The following is a 20,636-nucleotide window of genomic DNA, read 5'->3' on the forward strand; positions in this document are numbered from 1 at the left end:
GGAGCGACGTAAGGCGCGACCGCGCACCCGCGGCTGACTCGTAACCGCGATGCCGCGGTCGCGGCCCGCGCCGCTCCTGCCGTTTGAAGCGCAGGCGCGCTCTAGCCGCCGTGCAGATAATCCAGCGCCACCTGCAGCATCGTCCGGGTGCCGACCTCCAGCGCGCCCTCGTCGAGCAGGAACTGCGGCGAGTGGTTGATCGGCGCCTTGGCCGGGTCGATGCCCGCCGCGGTCGAACCGACGAAGAAATAGAAGCCCGGCACGGTGTTGGCGAACTGCGAGAAGTCTTCGGCCACGGTCACCATCGCCGACTCCCTGACCTGCGCCTCGCCGGCCGCGCGCTGCAGCGACGGCAGCACGCGCCGGGTCAGCGCCGGATCGTTGATGGTGGCCGGTGCGTTGTTGACCACCTGCAACTCGGCGCTGGCGCCGGCGGCGTGGGCGTAGTCCTCGGCGGTGCGGCGCAAGCGCGCGATCACGTCCTCGCGCACCGCCGCATCGAAGGTGCGCAAGGTGCCGACCAGCTTGGCTTCGTCGGGGATGATGTTGAAGCGCACGCCGGCGTTGAACTGGCCCGCGGTCAGCACCACCGGAGTCGCGGCGATATTGACCTGGCGCGCGATCAGGCTTTGGCTGGCGAGCAGGATCTGCGCGCCGACGGTGATCGGGTCGACGCCGTCCCAGGGCCGCGAACCGTGGGTCTGCTTGCCGCGCACGGTCAGGCTCCATTCGTCCGCGCTCGCGAGCATCGGCCCGCTGCGATAGCCGACCTCGCCGACGTTCAAGCCGGCCCAGACGTGCAGGCCGAATACCGCCTCGGGCTTGAACTGCTCGAACACGCCCTCGCTCAGCATCATCGCCGCACCGAACGGCGCGCCCGGCACCGGCGGGCCTTCTTCGGCCGGCTGGAACACGAACATCACCTCGCCGGGCAACTGTTCCTTCTGCGCCGCCAGCGCGGTGGCCACGCCGAGCAGGATCGCGACGTGCGCGTCGTGCCCGCAGGCATGCATCACCCCGACCGGCCGGCCGCGGTAATCGGCCTTGACCTGCGAGGCGAACGGCAGCCCGGCCGGCTCGGTCACCGGCAAGGCGTCCATGTCCGCGCGGATCGCGATGCGCGGCCCCGGCTTGCCGCCCTTGAGCACGGCGGCCACGCCGGTGTGGGCGATGCCGGTGCGCGGCTGCAGCCCGAGCTTGCGCAACTGGTCGGCGACGAGCTTCGCCGTGCGGACTTCGTGCTGGCCGAGTTCCGGGTGCTGATGGATGTCGCGGCGCCAGGCCACGACTTGCTCGCGCACCCGTTGCGCGGCCTGGGCGACCTGCGCGGGTTCGGCGGCCGTGGCCGCCATCGCGGGCGCGGACAGGCAGGACAGGGCCGCGGCAAGCGCGACCTTCAGGGCGCGCGGAGAAACGAGTCGCATCGGAGCTCTCGACGACGAAGGGGTAACGCAGCCTGCCTGGGCGGGACGGCGGCGCCAAGTCCTGCGCATTGCGCCCTCGTCCGGCCGCGCTAAAATGAGAATGATTATTGTTTGTGACTGTGGCCGCCCGGGCGGCCCGGACCCGTCACCCGGTCGCGTTGCGTTCGCGACGTGCCAGCGACGACGCGCAGGGACGCGGCGCGCGCTCCAACACCCCTTCGATCCCGCTTTCGCCCTCTCTACAGGCTCCCGTCCATGCCGTCTTCGTCCGCATCCAACCCGCCCGCCCTGCCGCACGCGATCCGCCTGGCCCTGTTCGGCCTGCCGCTGCTGCTCGGCGCATTCGCTGTCCAGGCGGCCGAGGCCGAAGAGGCGAGCGATCCGACCACGCTCGATCAGGTGCAGGTGCGTGCGCCGATCGCCAAGCGCAGCCAGACCGTGACCAGGACCGATACCTCGCTGATCGAGGTGCCGCAATCGGTGTCGGTGGTGACTGCGCAGCAGATGCGCGATCGCGGCATCCAGGGCATCGAGGAGGCGGTCTGGTACACCGCCGGCGCGCAGGGCGGCGGCTACGGCCAGGACACGCGCAGCGACTGGCTGCTGGTGCGCGGCTTCAGCCCGGCGCGCTACATGGACGGGCTGGCCCTGACCGACGGCGTCTGGACCGGCGGCACCCGCATCGAGCCCTATGGCCTGGAGCGGCTGGAAGTGCTGAAGGGGCCGTCGTCGGTGTCGTACGGGGCGATGCCGCCGGGCGGCCTGGTCAACATGGTCAGCAAGCGCCCGGTCGACGAACCTTTGCGCGAAGTCGAAGTCACCGTCGGCAACTACGATCTGCGCCAGGCCGCGTTCGACTTCGGCGGCCCGCTCGGCGACGGCGGCCGCTGGACCTACCGGCTGACCGGCCTGGCGCGCAACAGCGACAACCACGTCGACCACGTCCACGACGATCGCTACTACCTCGCTCCGGCGCTGACCTGGAAGCCGAGCGAAGCCACCTCGCTGACCTGGCTCGCGCGTTATCAGAAGGCCGACACGGCCCAGGGCGGCGGCTTCCTGCCCGCGGCCGGCACCTTGCTGCCGAACCCGAACGGCAAGATCCCGAGCCATCGCTACACCGGCGAACCGGGCTGGAACGACTACCTCAAAACCATGACCTCGGTCGGCTACGAATTCGGCCATCGCTTCGGCGACGCGCTCGAGTTCCGCCAGAACCTGCGCTACGGCAAGGTCGAAGTCGACCACGATGCCGGCGTCGGCGCGTTCGGCCTGCAGGCCGATCAGCGCACGCTGACGCGCTACTACTTTCCGCTCGAAGAGGAATCGACCTCGTTCGCGGTCGACAATAACCTGCAGTGGAATCTCGACGCCGGCGCCTGGCGCCACACCGTGCTGGCCGGCATCGACTACCGCCGGCTCGACAGCGACTACGCCTCGGCCTTCGCCTTCGGCGCGCCGTCGCTGGACATCTTCGCCCCGGTCTATGGCGCGCCGATCGTCAAGCCGGCCTACACCTCGCGCCAGGACAAGACCCAGCAGCAACTCGGGCTTTACCTACAGGACCAGATCAAAATAGACCGCTGGGTGATCACCGCCGCCGGACGCCAGGACCGCGTGCGCACCCGCACCGATCAGCGGCTGGCCGTGCCGGTCGCGCGCGAGCGCCAGAGCGACAGCCGCTTCTCCGGCCGCCTCGGCGTCAACTATCTGTTCGATTCGGGCTGGGCGCCGTACCTGGCCTGGTCGCAATCGTTCGAGCCGACCGTCGGCGTGGACTTCGCCGGGCAGTCGTTCAAGCCGACCACCGGCGAACAGATCGAGGCCGGGTTGAAGTTTCAGCCGGCGAGCGGCCGCGCGCTGGCGACCCTTGCGGTGTATGAGATCAAGCAGGAAAACACCCTGACGGTCGACCCGAACCACACCTTGTTCTCGGTGCAGCAGGGCCGGACCCGGGTGCGCGGCGCCGAGCTCGAAGGCCGCTGGAACCTGCGCAACGGCTTGAGCCTGTACGGCGCCTACACCTATACCGACAGCGAAGTGACCCGGACCAACGACGCCGCCGCGCTCGGCCGGCAGATCGCTTTGCAACCGCGCAACCTCGCCTCGCTGGGCGCCGACTACGCCATCGCCTACGGCCCGCTGTCGGGCCTGGGTTTCGGCGCCGGCGTGCGTTACACCGGCGAGCATTACGGCGACACCTACAACCAGTGGAAGACGCCGTCGTATACCGTGTTCGACGCCTCGCTGCGCTACGACTCGCAGAACTGGCGCTTCCAGCTCAGCGCCAGCAACCTCACCGACAAGGAATACGTCAGCGTCTGCAACAGCGCGGCCTGGTGCTACTACGGCTACCCGCGCACGGTGACGGCGACGGCGCGCTACCAGTGGTGATCGTTTCGGGTAGTCGATCGAGCGACCGTCGAGGGTCTCGCCGTACCGGTCGACCGAAACCTACCCGGAACCGGCTTTGCTTTCGCTGTCCTCCCTTTGAAAAGGGGGCGGGGGATTTGCTTCAACTTTGCTTCACCTGAAGCATCGCGTTGAAGAGCAAATCCCCCGCCGCGACCCGCTCGGACCTCAAGCTTGCGCAGGGCGCTCGCCCCCTTTGTCAAAGGGGGCAATACATCACGCGCTTCGGCGCCGAGGGTGGTGGATCGCGCGTCCGCTATCGAATGCGCTCGCCGTCGAACGCCCTCATCGAACCTCAGCGCCCGATCAAGGACATGCCGACCGCGGTGTAGCGGTCGCCGGCGACCGCGCCCGGCTGGAACACGGCGTCGAGCGCGGCGAGTTCGTCGGGCGACAAGGCCAGTCGCAAGGCGCCGAGGTTGTCTTCCAGGTACTTGCGGCGCTTGGTGCCGGGGATCGGCACGATGTGCTCGCCCTGCGCCAGCACCCAGGCGAGCGCCAGTTGCGCCGGCGTGCAGCCCTTGTCCGCGGCCATCCGCTTCACTTGCTCGGCCAGTGCCAGGTTGCGGACGAAGTTGTCGCCCTGAAAGCGCGGGGTCGACAGGCGGAAGTCGTCGCCCTGCAGTTCGCTGGGGCTGGCGATGTTTCCGGTCAGAAAACCGCGCCCGAGCGGGCTGTACGGGACGAAGCCGATGCCGAGGCGTTCGCAGGTCGCCAGCACGCCGTCGTGTTCGGGGTCGCGCGTCCACAGCGAGTATTCGCTCTGCACCGCGGTGATCGGGTGCACGGCATGCGCACGTTGCAGGGTCTGCGCCGAGGGTTCGGACAGGCCGAGAAAACGTACCTTGCCTTGCTGGACGAGCTCGGCCATCGCGCCGACGGTGTCCTCGATCGGTACCTCGGCATCGATGCGGTGCTGGTAATACAGGTCGATATGGTCGGTGCCCAGGCGCTGCAGGCTGCCTTCGATCGAGCTGCGCACGTACTCGGGGCGGCCGTCGATGCCGCGCAACTCGGGTCGGTCGGGGTCGAACACGATGCCGAACTTGGTCGCCAGGAACACTCGGTCGCGACGGCCCCGCAGGGCTTTGCCGAGCAGACGCTCGTTGGTGTGCGGGCCGTACATGTCGGCGGTGTCGAGCAAGGTCACGCCGAGTTCGAGAGCGCGGTCGAGGGTGGCGAGCGATTCGCTCTCGTCGGCGTCGCCGTAGGCGAAGCTCATGCCCATGCAGCCCAGGCCGAGTGCGGAAACGGTGGGGCCGTTGCGGCCGAGGCGGCGGGTCGGGATGGCGTTGGCGTTCATGCGGAATCCTTTGCGAGGGGGGAAGAAACGTGCGCCGAAAGCGCTTCAGCGCAAGCCGAGGGCGAGCACGGCTTCGATCTCGATCTTCAGCGAGGGCGCTAACAGCGCCTGCACGCAGACCAGCGAGCCGGCCGGCGGGGTTTCGCCGTAGGCCTCGTCGAGCGCCGCGCGGACCGCGGCGAGGTCGGCCAGGTCGGTGACGAACACGCCGACCTTGACCAGCGCTTCCCAGCCCAGGTCCTCGTGGGCCAGTACGTCCTCGATCTGGCGCAGCACGGCGCGGGTCTGCGCCGCGGCATCGGCATGTTCCTCCTCGAGGCCGGCCGCGGTCAGCCCCGACAGGTACAAGCTCGCGCCATGGCGTACGGCGTGCGCGTAGGGACCGGCCGGGGCCGGCAGGTGCGGGTAGTCGATGCGTTGCGGCACGGCGGCGGTCCGGACCGGGGCGCGCGAGGCGGTCACTGGGTGACGTAACCGCCGTCCATCACCAGGCCCTGGCCGCTGAAAAAGCTGGCGCGTTGCGAGGCGAGGAACAGCACCGCATCGGCGACTTCGTCGGCACTGCCGCTGCGCCCGGCGACGGTGGCATCGGCGAAGGCCCGTTTGCTGGCTTCGTCGCCCCAGACCCGGTCCTGGAACGGCGTGTCGATGATGCCGGGGCAGACCGCGTTGATGCGTACGCCGCGGGTGAAGAATTCGAGTGCGGCGGTCTTGGTCAGCCCCATCACCGCGTGCTTGCTGGCGACGTAGACCGCGGCGTTCTGGAAGCCGATCAGCGCGCCGATCGAAGCGTTGTTGACGATCGCGCCGCCGCCGGTCTTCAGCATCGCCGCGATCTGATGCTTCATCGCCCAGAACACGCTGCGCACGTTGGTGTTCATGATCAGCTCGAAGCTGTCGTTGTCCTGTTCGAGGTACGGCGAGAAGCGGCCTTCGGTGCCGGCGTTGTTGAAGGCGATGTCGAGGCGGCCGTAACCGGCGACGGCGTGATCGACCAACGCGATCAGGTCGTCCTCGCGGGTGACGTCGGCCCGGACGAACTCGGCGCGGCCGCCGTCGGCGCGGATCGAGGCGGCGATGGCCTCGCCGTCGGCGCTGCGGCGCGCGGCCAGGATCACGGTCGCGCCTTCGCGCGCGAAGGCGCGGGCGGTGGCGGCGCCGATGCCGGACGAGGCGCCGGTCACCAAGGCGATCTTGCCGTCGAGTGCGAAGCTGGAGAGGCTCATCGTGATGTCCTGAGACGGGTGGGAGCGGGATGGGGACCACGATAGCCCTGGCGGATTGGTCCAAAAACAGGGATTATCCGAATGACTCTTGAAGCGTCGCTTCATAATCAACGGTGCCCCGCATGGCCTCGCATCCGCTGCCCGCCGTCATCGCTTTCGCCCGGGTGGCCCACCACGAAAGCTTCACCCGCGCCGCGGCCGAGCTGGAGCTGTCGCCGTCGGCGTTGTCGCAGACCGTGCGCACCCTGGAGGCCAAGCTCGGCGTGCGCCTGCTCAACCGCACCACGCGCCGGGTCGGCCTGACCGAACACGGCGCGCGTTTCCTCGAACAGATCGGGCCGGGGCTGGCTCAGATCGAGGCCGCGTTCGACGACCTCAATGCGGTTCGCGACCGCCCGACCGGTCGCCTGCGCATCAACACCGGCCGGGTCGCCGCGCGTTTGCTGATCGAACCGAAGCTGCCGGCGTTTCTCGCCCGTTATCCCGAACTGCAGGTCGAGGTGTTCGCCGACGACACCCTCGCCGACCTGGTCGCGGGCGGTTTCGACGCCGGCATCCGCCTCGGCGAATGCCTGGCCAAGGACATGGTCGCGCTGCCGCTCGCCGGCCCGCAGCGGCAGATCGTGGTCGGGTCGCCGGCTTACTTCGGGCAACGGCCGCGCCCGCGCACGCCGGAGGACCTGGTGGACCACGACTGCCTGCGCCATCGCCTGCCCGGCAGCGGCCGGCTGATGGCCTGGGAGTTCACCCGCGACGGCCGCGATTACGAAGTCGACGTCGCCGGTCGCCTGATCTTCAACGACAGCACCCTGGCCCTGAACATGGTCCGCGCCGGCCTCGGCCTGATGCAGGCCTTCGAGTCGATGTTGCTCGAGGACCTGCGCAGCGGACAGTTGGTGCAGGTGCTCGACGAATACACGCCGGCGTTCCCGGGCTTCTACCTCTACTACCCGGCGCGCAAACAACTGCCGACCAAGCTGCGCGTGTTCGTGGATTTCCTGCGCGAGGGCAGCTGACAGCGCCGCCCTTCCGGCCGCCCGGCAGGCGATCTCGCCTCGGCCGCTTCCGCTCGCCTTTCGCCGCGGCCCGTGCGAGGCTGCGGCGACCCGTCCGGGACCCGCCATGACCGCCGCCGCCGCGCCCGCCGCTTCCTCCAAGACCCTGCAAGGCGACGCTGCGCTGGTACGCGCGCTGGGCCCGTTCCAGCTCGGCGCCTCGATCATCAACATCATCGTCGGCGCCGGCATCTTCATGCTGCCGGCGCTGCTGTCCGGGCGCATGGGCGTCAGCGCGCCGCTGGTGTTCGTCGCCGGCGCGATCGCGATCGTGCCGATCGCGCTGTGCTTCTCGGCCATCGGCAGCCGCGCCGCCGCGACCGGCGGCCCCTACACCTATGTCGGCGCGGCGTTCGGACCGTTCGCGGGTTTCCTCGCCGGCGCCTTGATGTGGATCTGCAACACCGCCTCCAGCGCCGGCGTCGCCGCGGCCCTGGCCGAACAGGCCGGCAATGCCTGGGCGGTATTGCGCGAGCCGCTGCCGCGCGGCGTCTTCATCGCTGCGGTGTATGCCCTCCTGTTCGCACTCAATGCCTTCGGCGTGCGCCTGGGCGCGCGCATGATCGTGCTGCTGGCGACCCTGAAACTCGCCCCGTTATTCCTGCTGGCGACGCTCGGCCTGTACTTCGTCGACTGGCAGCAGGTCGGCTGGAGCGAGGTGCCGTCGTGGAGCGCGCTCGGCTCGTCGATGGTGCTGGTGGTGTTCGCCTACTCCGGCATGGAGACCGCGCTGGTGCCGACCGGCGAAGTGCGCGATCCCTCGCGGCACGTGCCGCGCGCGACCTTGTCGGCGATCGTGGTGGTGGTGCTGCTCTACGTCGGCATCCAGGTGGTTTGCCAGGGCGTGCTCGGCGCGCGGCTCGCCGCGAGCACCGCGCCGATCGCCGATGCCGCCGGCGCGATCTGGTCGCCCGGCCACGGCGTGTTGCTGCTTACCGCAGGGGTCTCGATGACCGGCTTCCTGATGGGCAATCTGTTCGCATCGTCGCGCCTGTTGTTCGCGCTGGGCCGCGACGGCTACCTGCCGCAGGCCTTCGGCAGGGTCGACGCCAGGCACCACGTGCCGCGGGCGGCGCTCGCCGCGCATGCCGGCATCGCCCTGGCGCTGGCCTGGATCGGCAACTTCGAAACTCTGGCCCTGATTTCCGGCGGCGCCATCTGCCTGTTGTTCGCGGCGGTGTCGATCGCCGCCTGGCGCGCCCAGGCGCTCGACCTGCGCGGCCCCGGCGAGCCCTTCGTGATGCCGGGCGGCGCCTGGACCATGCCGTCGCTCGCGGTGCTGACGATGGCGGCGATCCTGGCGACGATGACGCGCGCGCAATGGACCGCGATCGCCGCCTCGCTGCTGCTGCTGGTCGCGCTGTACGGCGTGTTGCGGAGGCTGCGCCGGCGCGGTTGAGAGCGCCGGCGCTACAACCGCGTGCAGCCGAGATCGCGCACGCGGCCGGCGTCGAGCGACACGCGGTCGATGCGGCCGTCGGCGCCGCGGTGGAAGCGATAGCCCACCAGGCCCTGGACGAAGCGGTCGCGCTCCAGCGGTTCCAGGGCGACGGCGGGGAAACGCGGGTCGAGTTGCCGCAGGGCGCCGTCGACGAATGCGAATTCGTAGTCGCGGCCGAGCTCGCCGCAGCGGTAGCGGCCGGCATAGGCCTGCAGCTCTGCGAGCGTGGGCGCGGCGAGGTCGATGGCGAGGTAGTCCCGGGTGCGGCCGTCGGCGCTCACGCTCATCCGGCGTGGCCGCTCGCCGCTGTCCTCATGGAAGCGCAGCGTGGCAGGCGAAGGCGCGCTCAGTTCGAACTCGGTGCCGCTCACCGGGCGCAGCGCGAATTCGCCGCCAAAGTGATGCAGCGACAGCCGGCCGTCGGCGTGAACGATCCTGCGCAGCTCGCCGCTTCCGGCCTGGCGATAGACGCCGCTCCATCGTTGCAGCTGCGCGGGGCTCGGGCGCACCGGCTCGCGTTGTGGGTCGGCGCGCGCTTGCGACGGCGAAGGCGGCAGGCCGAGCCACAGCTCGGCGACGCGCTCGGACCAACGCTGCGGCTGCGCCTCGGCGAAATTGCACAAGACGGCAGCGCTCAGATGCCGTTGCGGGAAACGCAGCAGCTCGGCGCGATACCCGCCCCAGGCGCCGCCATGCCGCACCGTAGTCATGCCGCGGTACTCGCCCATTTTCAGGCCGAGCCCGTAGTCGATGCGCTTGCCGTCGGCGAGCGTGCCGGGCTGCTGCATCTGCGCGAGCATCGCCGCGCTGCCGACCGTGGGCGCGTAGAAGTTGCGGTCCCAGCGCAGCAGATCGCCGATGGTGGTGTGCACCGAACCGTCGCCGACCTGGTCCCAGTGCGGCTGATCGAGCCGGTACGCCATGGCGCCGTCGCCAGGCTGCGCGTCTGGGGAGGCCTCGGCGCGCGCGTAGGCCATCGCGCGGCCGGGCACGAGCTCGGCGTGGTCGCGGCGGAAGCGGGTGTCGCGCATGCCGAGCGGGGCGAAGATGCGCGCCTGCGCGAACGCGGGCAGGGACAGGCCGGACACGCGTTCGACGATCTGGCCGGCGAGGAAATAGCCGGTGTTGCTGTAAAGGTGTTCGCTGCCGGGCGCGAAGTCGAGCGCGCGCTGGCGAACGATCGCGTCCAGGGTCTGCGCGTCGGTGGCCTGGTCGTCGAAGGCCGTGCCGCCGAGGATCAGCAGGGCGATGTAGTCGCGCAGGCCGCTGGTGTGCTCGAGCAGATGACGGATCGTGATCCTGCGGCCGTAGTCGGGCATCTCCGGCAGGTGAATGCGGATGTCGTCGTCGAGCGAAAGTTTGCCGTCCCGGGCGAGCAACAACACGCTGGCGGCGGTGAACTGCTTGGAGGTCGAGCCGATGTCGAACACGCTGTCCGGGCCGATCGGCACCCCGAGTTCGAGGCTGGCCATGCCGTAGCCGCGCTGGAACGCGATCGCGCCGTCGCGATACACCGCCACCGCGCAGCCCGGCGTATCGCGGCGGTTCCACGGTGCGAAGATCGCGTCGGTGGCGGTTTCGAGCGCGGCGCGGTCCGCGGCGACCGGCGCTGCGGCATGCGCGGTCGCGAGCGTCATCGCGAGCGCCAGCAGGGGTAGGGCGTAGCTTGGGGCCGGAGCGGCGGTGATCATGCAGCGGGTCCTCGGTCGTTGCGCAGCGGCGTGCCCGGTTCTGCGATACGCCGGGCGTTGCGGCCCCGGCTCGCCGGCATGGTCGTCGCGCTGGCGTCCGCAGGCTTAGACGCGACGCACACAACGCGTTAGCCACCATGGCGCCATTCGCAGGCCGCACGCTTGATCCTTGACCGCCGCCTGTTGCCTACTAGCGGTTGCAACGAACCAGCGGGAGCCGCGCGCCTCGATCCATGGCCAGCACCTCCGCCATCGCCGCCTCGCCTTCCGACTCCGCGCCGCCGGCCGGGCCGCCCGGCGCGCCGGCGCCGATGTCGCGCTGGCGTATCGCCGGTTTCGTTTCGATCTCGCTGCTGCTCGGCCTGACCCAGAGCCTGGGCATGAACCTAGTGGCCTCGAACCTGCAGCAGGTGCAGGGCGCGCTCGGCGCGACCAGCGCCGAGGCGACCTGGCTGATCACCGCCTACTTCGCCACCAACATCCCGGCCAGCCTGCTGCTGACCAAGTTCCGCCTGCACTACGGTCTGCGCCTGTTCGCCGACCTCGGCATCGGTCTGTTCGTGGTCGCCGCGGTGGTGCACCTGCTGGCTAACGATCTCGACTCGGCGATCGCCGCGCGCGCCGCGCTGGGCATCGCCGCGGCGCCGCTGAGTTCGCTGACCGTGCTGTACATGGCCGAGGTCTTCAACGGGCCGAAGAAGGTGCTGGGGCTGATGTTCGGTTTCGCCGCGCTCCAGACCGGCGCGCCGATCTCGCGGATCATCGCCGAGCGCTTGCTGCTCAACGCCCAGTGGCACGGCATCGTGGTGTTCGAACTCGGCCTGGCCCTGGCCTGCCTGGCCGCGATCAACCTGCTGCGGGTCACCCCGGTGCCGCGCCAGCCGATGTTCGACCGGCTCGACATCGCCAGCTTTCCGCTCTACGCCTCGGCCATCGCCCTGCTGTGCGTGGTGCTGACCCAGGGCCGGCTGCGCTGGTGGCTGGACACGCCCTGGCTCGGCGAATGCCTGGTCGCAGCGGTGGTGTGCGGCGCCTTGTTCGTGGTGATCGAGATGAACCGTGCCAAGCCGATGGTCAACATCCGCTGGCTGTTGCACGGCGGCTACATGGTCAGGCTGGGCCTGGCGATCGTGCTCTCGCGCATGGTGCTGTCGGAGCAATCGGTCGGCGCGGTCGGCCTGCTCAACGTGCTCGGCCTCAACAACGAACAGATGCATACCCTGTTCTGGCTGGTCCTGGCCGGCACCGTCGCCGGTTTCGTCATCACCCTGCCGTTCCTGCCGGGCCAGCGTTTCGACATGCTCGGCCTGATCGCGGTCGGCCTGGTCGGCGTCTGCGCCTGGTTCGATTCCTACGCGACCAACCTCACCCGGCCGGCGAACTTCTACCTGACCCAGACCCTGATCGCGATGGCCGCCTCGATGTTCCTGGCCAGTTCGATCCTGCTCGCCCTGGTGCGGGTGGTCGCCGACGGCGTGCGCAACCTAGTCACCTTCATCGTCTTGTTCAGCACCACCAACGCGCTAGGCGGCCTGCTGGGCTCGGCGGTGCTGGGCACCTACCTGAGCCAGCGCCAGACCGCGCATTACCAGCATCTGACCCAGTCGTTGACCCTCGGCGATCCGCAAGTGGTGCTGCGTACCCAACAACTCGGCGGCGCGGTCGCGCGGGTGGTCGGCGACGGCGCCGCGCGCGGCAACCAGGCGTTGAGCTCGCTGAGCCAGCAGGTCGTGCGCGAGTCGTGGGTGCTGGCCTACAACGACGTGTTCCTGGCGGTGGCCTGGCTCGCGCTCGGCGTGCTCGCCTGGGTGCTGCTGTTGAAGTGGCATCTGTGGCGGCGCGGCCACACCGTGGTCAGTTTCGCCTCGCAGGTGCCGGGGCCGTTCGGCCCGCCCGCCGCGGCGCCGCCTGCGCCAGGCGACGGACGCGCCGGCCCGGGCGATGCCGCATCGCCTTCTTCTTCCCCGATTCCCGCTGCCTGAGCCGAAGGACGCCCCATGCCGCTGAAGACGCCCTTCAAATCCAAGGCCACCGTGCCGGTCGTCGCGATCGCCATCGTCGGCGTGCTGCTGATCCTCTACGCCTGGCGGCTATGGCCGTTTACGAGCGCGCGCCAGACCACCGAGAATGCCTACGTGCGCGGCAGCGTCACCGTGATCGCGCCGAAGGTCGACGGCTACGTCGCCCAGGTGCGGGTGCAGGACTATATGCAAGTGCGCGCCGGGCAGGTGCTGGTCGAACTCGACGACCGCAACTACCGCCAGCGCCTGGACCAGGCGCGCGCCAATCTCGCCGCCCAGCAGGCCAACCTGGCCAACTCGACCCAGGCCCGGCGCGTGCGCGAGGCCGCGGTCGCCAACGTCGAGGCCCAGCTCAAGGCGGCGCAGGCGAATCTCGCCCGCGCCCAGGCCGACATGCGCCGCGCCAGCGCCCTGGTCGGCGACGGCTCGCTGTCGTTGCGCGAACGCGACCAGACCCTGGCCGCGTTGCGCCAGGCCGAGGCCGCGCTCGGCCAGGCCCAGGCCGGGCGCCGCTCCGCCGACGAGGACGTGCGCTCGGTGATCGTCAACCGCGAGGCGCTGACCGCCGCGGTCGCCAACGCCCAGGCGGCGGTGCGCCTGGCCGAGATCGACCTGGCCAATACCCGCATCCACGCGCCGCAGGCCGGCCAGCTCGGCGAGATCGGCGTGCGCCTGGGCCAGTACGTCACCCCCGGCACCCAGCTGATGCAGCTGGTGCCGCAACGGGTCTGGGTGGTCGCCAACTTCAAGGAATCGCAGACCGCGCGCATCCGCGCCGGCCAGGCCGCGAGCTTCCGCGTCGATGCGCTCGACGGTGCGGTGCTGCGCGGCCGGGTCGAGCGCCTGTCGCCCGCGACCGGTTCGGAATTCAGCGTGCTCAAGACCGACAACGCCACCGGCAACTTCACCAAGGTCGCGCAGCGGCTGCCGGTGCGCATCGCGATCGATCCGGAGCAGCCGATGGCGGCTCGCCTGCGTCCCGGCATGTCGGTCGAGGCCACGGTCGATACCGCGAGCGAGGTCGACGAAGCCGCGGTGCGCCGCGCCGAACAGGCCGCGGCGGCGAGCGCGGCGCGCGATGCGACGGTGCCGGCGGTAGCGGAGCCGGTGGTGGCGGAGCGGGCGGTGGCGGAGTCGGTGCGCGGCGCACACGATCGTCCGCAGCCGCGGCCTGCCGCGGCCGAGTCGCAGGGCGACGACAACAGCGACAGGGACGCGGCACGATGAGCGGGGCCCTCGTCATCCGGCGCATCGGCGCGATCGCCTTGGCGATCTGCACGCTCGCCGCTTGCGTCAGCGTCCCGCCGCCGCCGAGCTTCGCCGAGCCGCCGCCGGGCTGGCGCGATGCGCCGGGCGCCGGCCTCGCCGTGCAACGCGACTGGTGGCGCGGCTACAACGACCCGGTGCTCGCCGAACTGGTCGAACGCGCGCTCGCCGACAACACCGACCTGCGCCTGGCCGCCGCGCGCGTGGCCGAAGCGCGTGCCCTGCTCGACGCGCAAGGCGCGCTGCGCTGGCCGACTCTGGACGCCACGGTGAGCGCGCAACGCGCGCGCAGCGTCGGCGCCGCGACCGGCCGCGCCAACCTCTCCAGCGTGACCCAGCCGCAGTTCCAGGCGGCGTATGAGGTCGATCTGTGGGGCCGGCTGGACGCGCTGACCGACGCCGCCCGCGCCAACCTGCTCGCCAGCGAGACCGCTGCCGACAGCGTGCGGCTCAGTGTCGCCGCGGCGGTCGCCTCGGCCTATCTGGGGCTGCGTGCGAGCGATGCGCGGCTCGATATCGCGCAGCGCACCCTGGCCTCGCGCGCCGGCGCGCGCAAGGTCGCCCAACGCCGATTCGACACCGGCTACAGCTCGCGCCTGGAACTGAGCCAGGCCGAGGCCGAATACCGCGCCACCGCCCAGGTCGTGCCGCAGCTGCAACTGGCGATCCGGCGCCAGGAGGACGCCTTGTCGGTGCTGCTCGGCCGCGCGCCCGACGCGGTGCCGCGCGGCCGCGCGCTGAGCGAGATCGTCGCGCCGCCGTTGCCGTCGGCGGGCGTGCCCTCGCAACTGCTGCGCCGCCGTCCCGACATCGCCCAGGGCGAGGCGCAGATCGCCGCGGCCGACGCCAGTCTCGCGGCCGCGCGTGCGCAGCTGCTGCCCTCGTTGCGCCTGACCGGCACGCTCGGCAGCCTGGAATCGAGCCTGCTGCATGGCGACCCGATCCGGCTGTGGAGCGTCGGCGGCAGCGTGCTGGCGCCGCTGTTCAACGGCGGGCGTTTGCGCGCGCAAGTGCAGGCCGGCGCTGCGCGCCGCGATCAGGCCGTGCTCGGTTACCGCAAGACCGTGCTGACGGCGTTCGCCGAAGTCGAGGACGCCTTGGCCGCGATCCGTCGCTTGCACGAACAGCGCGATCAGGCCGAGCAACAGCGCATCGCTCTCGACGAAGCGCTGCGCATCGCCCACAACCGCTACAACGAAGGCTACGCCTCGTACCTGGAAGAGTTGGACGCGCAACGCAACCTGTTCAACGCCGAGCTGACGGTCGCGCAACTGCAGGGCGACGCGCTGACCGCCGAGGTCAATCTGTACAAGGCGCTCGGCGGCGGCTGGGACGGGGTGGAGCGCTGAGGAAGCCGGTGTTTGCCGGTCAGCCGAGCTGATCGCGGTGGCTGGCGCCGGTGCGGTCGCCCTGCCCGCCGGCCGCAGCGACCTCAGCCCCGCAGCAACTCCGCGTTCGCCAGTTCGATCACCGCGATCTCTTTGTCCGGCGATTCCCCGTCCATCAGATACCAGGCTGCGGACAGGCCGGTGAAGGCGACGATCCACTGCAGCAGGCGGCGCCGCTCCAGCCCGGCGGTCTGCGCGACCAGGTCGGCGCGGCGCGCGAGCCGGCCCGGCACCAGGGCGGTGGCTTCGTCGGGATCGGTGAACAGACAGGCGAAATCGAAACCGCGTTCGCCGATCAGGCGCTTGGGGTCGATCGCGATCCAGCCGCGTTCGCCAGCGTCGAGCACGTTCTCGTGATGCAGGTCGCCGTGCAGCGGCACGACCTCGCGCGGTTCGGCCAACAGCGCGCAGGCGTTGTCCCAGGCCAGCGCGAACGGGCCGCCGTGGCTGTTCGCATACGGTGCCAGTTCGGCGAACCACGGCTGCAGGCCGAGCAGGTTCGGCGGGGACGGGGTCGCGCGCGGGGCGTGCAGGCGCGCGGCGGTCGTGCACAGGATGCGGGTGGCCTCGTCGTCGTCGCCGTGGCGGGCCATCTGCTTGAGCGAGCGCGGCCCGCAGGCGCGTTCGATCAGCAGCGCATCGTCGTCCCAGGCGAGCACGCGGGCGGCGCCGTCGCCGTCCCACCAGCGCATCATCGCCGCGCCGTAGCGCTCCTCTGGTTCGCGCGGGATCTTCAGCATCGCCGGCGTGTCGCGATAGCGCACCGGCAACAGGTCGCTGCTGTGGGTGTGGATCGGGGCGCCGTCGGGGACCAGGGTCCATCGGGCGATATGCAGGTCGAACGGGGTCATGCGTCACCCGGGCGTGATCGGCGTCCATGCCGATATCGGGACCGGCGCGGTCGATGCAAGCGCCCACGCCGCGGCGGGCCGGCGCCGGCCGCGAAACAGCAGGAAGGGTAAAGTCCTCGCGCGCGGGGCGAACGAGCGCCGGGCCTACTTCGCCTCGGCCGTGGTCTCGACGTCCTGCGCCGCCGCCTCTTCTCGCTCCTTCAGCACCAATGCCGCTTCGGCGTCGGCGGCGACGCGGTGGCGCAGCGATTTGCAGCGCTCGATGCCGGCATCGGTGAGGTGAACTTCGTCGCCTTCGCCGATCTCGGCCAAGCCGGATTCGACCAGCCGATCGCGCAGCGCGCCGGAATGGTTTTCGGGCGGATGACCTTGGTCGATGCGCTGTAGCACATTAAGCAAGGCCAGCTCTTCCAGGCTGATCGGGTCCACGACAAGGCTCCATTGCGATTGCGCGCACTATGCCATGCGCGACCGTGTCCGGCACTGCGTTGCGCGGAGCCCCGTGCGCTGCAAGCTGTCGCATTCAGCCTGAGGCGGGCGCCGCGCGGCGGATCGGTCGGCGAAGTCTGCCGGGGCGGTCCGGCGTTCGCCCGGACACGCGGCGGTGCCCATGAAAAACGCCGCCCGGAGGCGGCGTTGGCAGTACGCGATGCGGCGGCCTAGGGCACGCCGCATCCGGCGGCATCAGGCCGCAGCGTCCTTCAGCTTCTTCAGCGGACGGACCTTGACCTTCACCGTGGCCGGCTTGGCGGCGAACCACTGCTCTTCCTTGGTGAACGGGTTGATGCCCTTGCGCTTCGGCTTGGCCGGCACGCTGACGGCGGTGATCTTCAGCAGGCCCGGCAGGGTGAAAGCGCCCGCGCCCTTCTTGTTGACCGACGCGTGGACCGCGCCTTCGAGCGCGCCGAGCACGGCGCGGATGTCCTTGGCGACGACACCGGTGACTTCAGCCAGGTGCGCGACCAGGCCCGACTTGCTCAGCACTTCCTTGATCGGCTTCGGAGCGGCCGTCTTGGCGGCGGACTTCGCAGCGGCCTTCGGAGCGGCCTTCTTCTTTGCAGCGGTTTTTTTCGTAGCCATAGTTTTTTCCGGTAGCACTCGTTGAATGGATGGGTTGCCTGGATAACCCCTCGGCAAGGCGGAATGTAGGGCAAGCCCGACGCGCCGCCAAGAGTTTTCGACGCGAATAGCGGCTGTTTTTCGTGCGTGCGCCCCGGACGGCCGGCGCGGATGCGACAAAATCCCTTGCGAATGAGGGGTTTTGCGCGCGCCGCGATGTTTCGCGCCGCTCGTCGCTTTCGGCGAAAACCGCTGGAAAATACGGCTCGAACGGGTTCCTGCGGCATCGCAGCGACGGTTTGCGCGAAGCGCGGCGCGAATCTGTGACGCCATCCGGCGCCGTCGTCGCGATGTCGCAATGCGGTTCAGTCGCCGTGCGGTTGCCGGCGGCCCGCGCGTGCGATTTTGCGCAGCCGTAGCGGCGACGGCAATGTGCCGGCGCCGGTGCCGCCGCGGTAACGCCGCCGGCTCAGCCCCGGTGTTCGAGCGCCAGGTACTCGGCCGACTGCATTTCGATCAGGCGCGAGGCGGTGCGCTCGAAGGCGCCGCCGAGGCGATGGCCGCGATACAGTCCGGTCGGCGCGTCGGCCGCGGTGCAGACCAGGTTGACGTGGCGGTCGTAGAACTCGTCGATCAGGTTGATGAAACGCCGCGCCGGGTCGTCGTTGCGGCCGTCGAACAGCGGGATGCCGCCGACCAGCACGGTGTGGCATTCGGTCGCGATCTCGATATAGTCGCCGGCCGCGCGCGGGCCTTCGCACAGGGCGGCGAAGTCGAACCAGGCGTGGCCATCGGCCAGCGCGCGCACCGGGATGTCGCGGCCGTCGATGCGCAGTGGGCCGGCCTCGGCGATGCAGGCCGCGGTCAGTTCCTTCCAGCGGCCGCCCAGCCAGGCGTCGGATTCGGCGTCGAGCGGGGCGCGGTACACCGGCGAGCGGGTCAGCGCGCGCAGGCGGTAGTCCTGCTGGCTGTCGAGCAGCAGCACCTCGCAGTGGCGCTCGATCAGTTCGATCGCGGGCTTGAAACGCTCGCGTTGCAGGCCGTCGGCGTACAGGTTCGGCGGCGCGGTGTTGGAGGTCGTCACCAGGGTCACGCCCTCGGCGAACAGCCGGTCGAGCAGGCGCCCGAGCAGCATCGCATCGCCGATGTCGATGACGAAGAACTCGTCCAGCACCAGCACCCGCAGCTCCGAACGCCACTGCCGGGCGATCTTCGCCAGCGGGTCGCTCTCGCCGGCGTGGGCGCGCAACTGCGCGTGGACCTCGCGCATGAAGCGGTGGAAATGGGTGCGGCGCTTCTCGCGGATCGGCAACTGCTCGTAGAACAGGTCGATCAGGAAGGTCTTGCCGCGGCCGACGCCGCCCCACAGGTACAGCCCGCGCACGCCTTCGCGCGGCTTGCCGCGCAGGCGATCGAACAGGCCTTGCGACGGCGGGTCGAGCACGCCGGCATGGATGCGGTCGAGTTCGCGCAGGGCCGGGCGCTGCGCCGGGTCCTCGCTCCAGTCGCCGCGCGCGACGCCTTCGGCATAGGCCTGGGAAGGGGTCTTGCCGGTCATCGCGAGCGTCGCGTCCGCCGGTCGCGGCGCGGCGCCGCGCGCAAGCGCGAGGCGCAGCCGGGCCGCCCGGCGTTGAGGGCTAGTGGCAGCATCGACATGGTTCTCAGGACGGGTCCGGGGCGATTTCCGGCGGCAGGTGGGCGCGCACGCCGTGCTTGATCGCACCGCGCAGGTCGATCAGGCGGCGGTGGAAGAAGTGGCCGGTGTCGGGCATGCGCACCAGTTCGGGCGGCTGGCGCAGGCTTTCGATCCAGGCGTAGACCGCGTTGGGATCGACGATTTCGTCGGCTTCGCCCTGGATCACCAGCCAGGGATAACCGCTCGGCGGGGCGATGCGGTCGAAGTCCCAGCGGCCGGCCGGCGGCGCGATCGAGATCAGCAGCTTGGGCTGCAGTTCGTCGGCCATGCGCAGCGAAACGTAGGCGCCGAAACTGAAACCGGCCAGCCACAGCTGCGCGTCCGGACGGGTCGCGCGCACCCAGGCGGCGACCGCGCGCAGGTCCTCGCATTCGCCTTCGCCCTCGTCGAACTCGCCTTCGGAACCGCCGACGCCGCGGAAGTTGAAACGCACCGTGGCCGCGCCGGACTCGCGCAGGGCGCGCGCGGCCATGGTCACGACCTTGTTGTGCATGGTGCCGCCTTCGGTCGGCAGCGGATGGCAGACGATCGCCACGACCGGCCGCGGCGAAGTCTCGGCGGCCTCGACGATCATCTCGATCGCCCCGGCCGGACCCGGCAGGGTCAGCGTCGCGGAGGCGTCGCTGGGAAAGGCGGGAATGCTCATGCGCTCATGATACGGCCCGCCGTGAGCGGGGTGTTACGGCCATGTGTGCGGCTTCGCCTGCGCGGTGTCGCCGGCTCAACGGTGCGCGCTCAGCGCGGCATCAGCTCGAAGCCGAGCAGCAAAGGGTCGTGATCGGAGCTGCGCCACGGGCCGGCGTCGCCGGTGCCGCTGCCGGCGCGATAGCCGGCGCTCTCGGGTTCGTCGGCGTTGCTGTGCCATTCGGCGGCGCCGCGCAGGCGCGCGGCCAGGGCCGGCGACAGCAGCGCGTGATCGAGGCGGCCGCGTTCGCCCTGATAGACATAGCTGTACGGTGCCTCGACCCGCGCCACCGCGAATGCGTCCTGCCAGCCGGCCGCATACAACTCGCGCAGCGGTTGCTCCTGCGCATACGCGTTGAGGTCGCCGACGATCATGCTCAGCGCGCTGCCGCTCGCGGTCGGGTCGGTCTTGAGCCAGGCGTCGAGGCGCCGCGCCGATTCGCTGCGCGAGGCGTTCCAGCACGAGGCGCCGTCGCCCTGGTCGCGGTCGGCGCCGGCGGCGTTCTTGCCGCAGCCCTTCGACTTGAAGTGGTTGGCGACCACCACGAACACCGGTCCGGAGGCGCGGTCGCGCCCGATCGCGGCGAAGGCCTGCGCCATCGGCACGCGTGCGAGCGAGCCGAACGGCCCTTGTTCGAGGGTCGCGGCGAGGCCGCGCGCGGCCACCCGCGAGCCGCGATAGACGAAGCCGACCCGGATCGCATCGTCGCCCGGCCCGCGCTGTTGCGCGGCGCAGGGTTGCCTGCACGGTGCGGCGTAGCGCCAGTCCTGGGCGCCGCCATGGGCGGCGTCGGCGCGGTCGAGCGCGGCGACCAGTTCGGCCAGGGTCGACTCGGGGCCGTAGCCGTCGTTCTCGAGCTCCATCAAGGCGGCGATGTCGGGGTCGAGGCCCTGGATCGTGGCGACGAGCTTGGCCAGTTGCGCCTGGTACTCGGCCGGCGTGCGTGCGCCGCGCGGGGTCGGAAAACCTGCGCCGCGGCCGTCGCCGTTGAACAGGTTCTCCAGGTTGAAGGCGGCGATGCGCAGGTCGCCGGCGACGCGCGGCGGCTGCGGCCGCGGTGCGGCCTGCACGGTCGGCGCCGCGCTCAGGCGCAGGCCGGGGCTGCCGTCGATCGGCAC

At 70.6% G+C, this 20,636-nt stretch carries 17 protein-coding genes; 6 read left to right on the forward strand and 11 right to left on the reverse strand.

The window, feature by feature from the left end; translation table 11 throughout:
* Nucleotides 1-101: 101 nt before the first annotated feature.
* Complete coding sequence (locus tag ACSAMQ_RS08495; protein ID WP_435395224.1) at nucleotides 102-1,424, reverse strand: amidohydrolase; 1,323 nt, start codon at nucleotides 1,422-1,424, stop codon at nucleotides 102-104.
* A gap of 255 nt (nucleotides 1,425-1,679) precedes the next feature.
* Here ACSAMQ_RS08495 and ACSAMQ_RS08500 point away from each other — a divergent pair, with 255 nt between their 5' ends.
* The gene (locus ACSAMQ_RS08500; protein ID WP_435395225.1) at nucleotides 1,680-3,818 is read left to right on the forward strand and encodes a TonB-dependent siderophore receptor; all 2,139 of its coding nucleotides are present in this window, start codon (nucleotides 1,680-1,682) and stop codon (nucleotides 3,816-3,818) included.
* A gap of 313 nt (nucleotides 3,819-4,131) precedes the next feature.
* On the opposite strand, the gene ACSAMQ_RS08505 is transcribed toward ACSAMQ_RS08500, so the two are convergent.
* From ACSAMQ_RS08505 to ACSAMQ_RS08515, 3 genes are read right to left on the reverse strand one after another with little or no spacing between them, the layout of a single operon-like run.
* A complete protein-coding gene (locus tag ACSAMQ_RS08505) occupies nucleotides 4,132-5,124 on the reverse strand; it encodes an aldo/keto reductase (RefSeq protein ID WP_435395239.1) in 993 nt (330 codons plus the stop codon).
* Nucleotides 5,125-5,184: 60 nt separating this feature from the next.
* A complete protein-coding gene (locus ACSAMQ_RS08510) occupies nucleotides 5,185-5,565 on the reverse strand; it encodes a RidA family protein (protein WP_435395226.1) in 381 nt (126 codons plus the stop codon).
* A gap of 32 nt (nucleotides 5,566-5,597) precedes the next feature.
* On the reverse strand, nucleotides 5,598-6,365 hold the full coding sequence (locus ACSAMQ_RS08515; protein WP_435395227.1) for a glucose 1-dehydrogenase: 768 nt from the start codon (nucleotides 6,363-6,365) through the stop codon (nucleotides 5,598-5,600).
* A gap of 122 nt (nucleotides 6,366-6,487) precedes the next feature.
* On the opposite strand from ACSAMQ_RS08515, the gene ACSAMQ_RS08520 reads away from it, so the two are divergent.
* Complete coding sequence (locus tag ACSAMQ_RS08520) at nucleotides 6,488-7,381, forward strand: LysR family transcriptional regulator (RefSeq protein ID WP_435395228.1); 894 nt, start codon at nucleotides 6,488-6,490, stop codon at nucleotides 7,379-7,381.
* A gap of 106 nt (nucleotides 7,382-7,487) precedes the next feature.
* Complete coding sequence (locus ACSAMQ_RS08525; RefSeq protein WP_435395229.1) at nucleotides 7,488-8,819, forward strand: APC family permease; 1,332 nt, start codon at nucleotides 7,488-7,490, stop codon at nucleotides 8,817-8,819.
* Between the two features lie 11 nt (nucleotides 8,820-8,830).
* On the opposite strand, the gene ACSAMQ_RS08530 is transcribed toward ACSAMQ_RS08525, so the two are convergent.
* Nucleotides 8,831-10,552 carry a serine hydrolase domain-containing protein gene (locus tag ACSAMQ_RS08530; RefSeq protein WP_435395230.1) on the reverse strand — a complete coding sequence of 574 codons (1,722 nt, stop codon included), beginning with the start codon at nucleotides 10,550-10,552 and terminating at the stop codon, nucleotides 8,831-8,833.
* Between the two features lie 233 nt (nucleotides 10,553-10,785).
* On the opposite strand from ACSAMQ_RS08530, the gene ACSAMQ_RS08535 reads away from it, so the two are divergent.
* Genes ACSAMQ_RS08535 through ACSAMQ_RS08545 form a run of 3 tightly spaced genes read left to right on the forward strand, consistent with a single transcriptional unit; the run spans nucleotide 10,786 to nucleotide 15,188 of the window.
* Entirely contained in the window at nucleotides 10,786-12,534 is a 1,749-nt protein-coding gene (locus ACSAMQ_RS08535; RefSeq protein ID WP_435395231.1) for an MFS transporter, read from the forward strand.
* Between the two features lie 15 nt (nucleotides 12,535-12,549).
* Complete coding sequence (locus ACSAMQ_RS08540; protein WP_435395232.1) at nucleotides 12,550-13,800, forward strand: HlyD family secretion protein; 1,251 nt, start codon at nucleotides 12,550-12,552, stop codon at nucleotides 13,798-13,800.
* Nucleotides 13,797-15,188, forward strand: coding sequence for an efflux transporter outer membrane subunit (locus tag ACSAMQ_RS08545; RefSeq protein WP_435395233.1), 1,392 nt, complete (start codon nucleotides 13,797-13,799; stop codon nucleotides 15,186-15,188). The genes ACSAMQ_RS08540 and ACSAMQ_RS08545 overlap by 4 nt, the downstream gene beginning before the upstream one ends.
* Nucleotides 15,189-15,271: 83 nt before the next feature.
* Here ACSAMQ_RS08545 and ACSAMQ_RS08550 read toward each other — a convergent pair whose 3' ends face one another.
* The 6 genes from ACSAMQ_RS08550 to ACSAMQ_RS08575 form a co-directional block, all read right to left on the reverse strand.
* On the reverse strand, nucleotides 15,272-16,078 hold the full coding sequence (locus tag ACSAMQ_RS08550; protein ID WP_435395234.1) for an aminoglycoside phosphotransferase family protein: 807 nt from the start codon (nucleotides 16,076-16,078) through the stop codon (nucleotides 15,272-15,274).
* A 144-nt stretch (nucleotides 16,079-16,222) separates the two neighbouring features.
* Nucleotides 16,223-16,507, reverse strand: coding sequence for a hypothetical protein (locus ACSAMQ_RS08555; protein WP_435395235.1), 285 nt, complete (start codon nucleotides 16,505-16,507; stop codon nucleotides 16,223-16,225).
* A gap of 255 nt (nucleotides 16,508-16,762) precedes the next feature.
* Entirely contained in the window at nucleotides 16,763-17,158 is a 396-nt protein-coding gene (locus tag ACSAMQ_RS08560) for an HU family DNA-binding protein (protein ID WP_057919768.1), read from the reverse strand.
* A gap of 448 nt (nucleotides 17,159-17,606) precedes the next feature.
* On the reverse strand, nucleotides 17,607-18,695 hold the full coding sequence (gene zapE / locus ACSAMQ_RS08565; RefSeq protein ID WP_435395236.1) for a cell division protein ZapE: 1,089 nt from the start codon (nucleotides 18,693-18,695) through the stop codon (nucleotides 17,607-17,609).
* Between the two features lie 103 nt (nucleotides 18,696-18,798).
* Nucleotides 18,799-19,479 (reverse strand): alpha/beta hydrolase, encoded by a 681-nt coding sequence (locus ACSAMQ_RS08570; RefSeq protein WP_435395237.1) that lies wholly within the window; start codon nucleotides 19,477-19,479, stop codon nucleotides 18,799-18,801.
* A gap of 89 nt (nucleotides 19,480-19,568) precedes the next feature.
* Nucleotides 19,569-20,636: ExeM/NucH family extracellular endonuclease (locus ACSAMQ_RS08575; RefSeq protein WP_435395238.1), on the reverse strand; the 1,068-nt coding region annotated here is incomplete at its 5' end.

It is taken from the genome of Lysobacter sp. 1R34A, from assembly GCF_051217035.1.
GTDB lineage: Bacteria > Pseudomonadota > Gammaproteobacteria > Xanthomonadales > Xanthomonadaceae > Lysobacter.

Coding starts and splice junctions, on each gene's coding strand:
- ACSAMQ_RS08525 (WP_435395229.1), top strand. CDS start 7,488: ATGACCGCCGCCGCCGCGCCCGCCGCTTCCTCCAAGACCCTGCAAGGC.
- ACSAMQ_RS08515 (WP_435395227.1), bottom strand. CDS start 6,365: ATGAGCCTCTCCAGCTTCGCACTCGACGGCAAGATCGCCTTGGTGACC.
- ACSAMQ_RS08545 (WP_435395233.1), top strand. CDS start 13,797: ATGAGCGGGGCCCTCGTCATCCGGCGCATCGGCGCGATCGCCTTGGCG.
- ACSAMQ_RS08495 (WP_435395224.1), bottom strand. CDS start 1,424: ATGCGACTCGTTTCTCCGCGCGCCCTGAAGGTCGCGCTTGCCGCGGCC.
- ACSAMQ_RS08530 (WP_435395230.1), bottom strand. CDS start 10,552: ATGATCACCGCCGCTCCGGCCCCAAGCTACGCCCTACCCCTGCTGGCG.
- ACSAMQ_RS08560 (WP_057919768.1), bottom strand. CDS start 17,158: ATGGCTACGAAAAAAACCGCTGCAAAGAAGAAGGCCGCTCCGAAGGCC.
- ACSAMQ_RS08520 (WP_435395228.1), top strand. CDS start 6,488: ATGGCCTCGCATCCGCTGCCCGCCGTCATCGCTTTCGCCCGGGTGGCC.
- ACSAMQ_RS08535 (WP_435395231.1), top strand. CDS start 10,786: ATGGCCAGCACCTCCGCCATCGCCGCCTCGCCTTCCGACTCCGCGCCG.
- ACSAMQ_RS08570 (WP_435395237.1), bottom strand. CDS start 19,479: ATGAGCATTCCCGCCTTTCCCAGCGACGCCTCCGCGACGCTGACCCTG.
- ACSAMQ_RS08540 (WP_435395232.1), top strand. CDS start 12,550: ATGCCGCTGAAGACGCCCTTCAAATCCAAGGCCACCGTGCCGGTCGTC.
- ACSAMQ_RS08500 (WP_435395225.1), top strand. CDS start 1,680: ATGCCGTCTTCGTCCGCATCCAACCCGCCCGCCCTGCCGCACGCGATC.
- ACSAMQ_RS08550 (WP_435395234.1), bottom strand. CDS start 16,078: ATGACCCCGTTCGACCTGCATATCGCCCGATGGACCCTGGTCCCCGAC.
- zapE (WP_435395236.1), bottom strand. CDS start 18,695: ATGACCGGCAAGACCCCTTCCCAGGCCTATGCCGAAGGCGTCGCGCGC.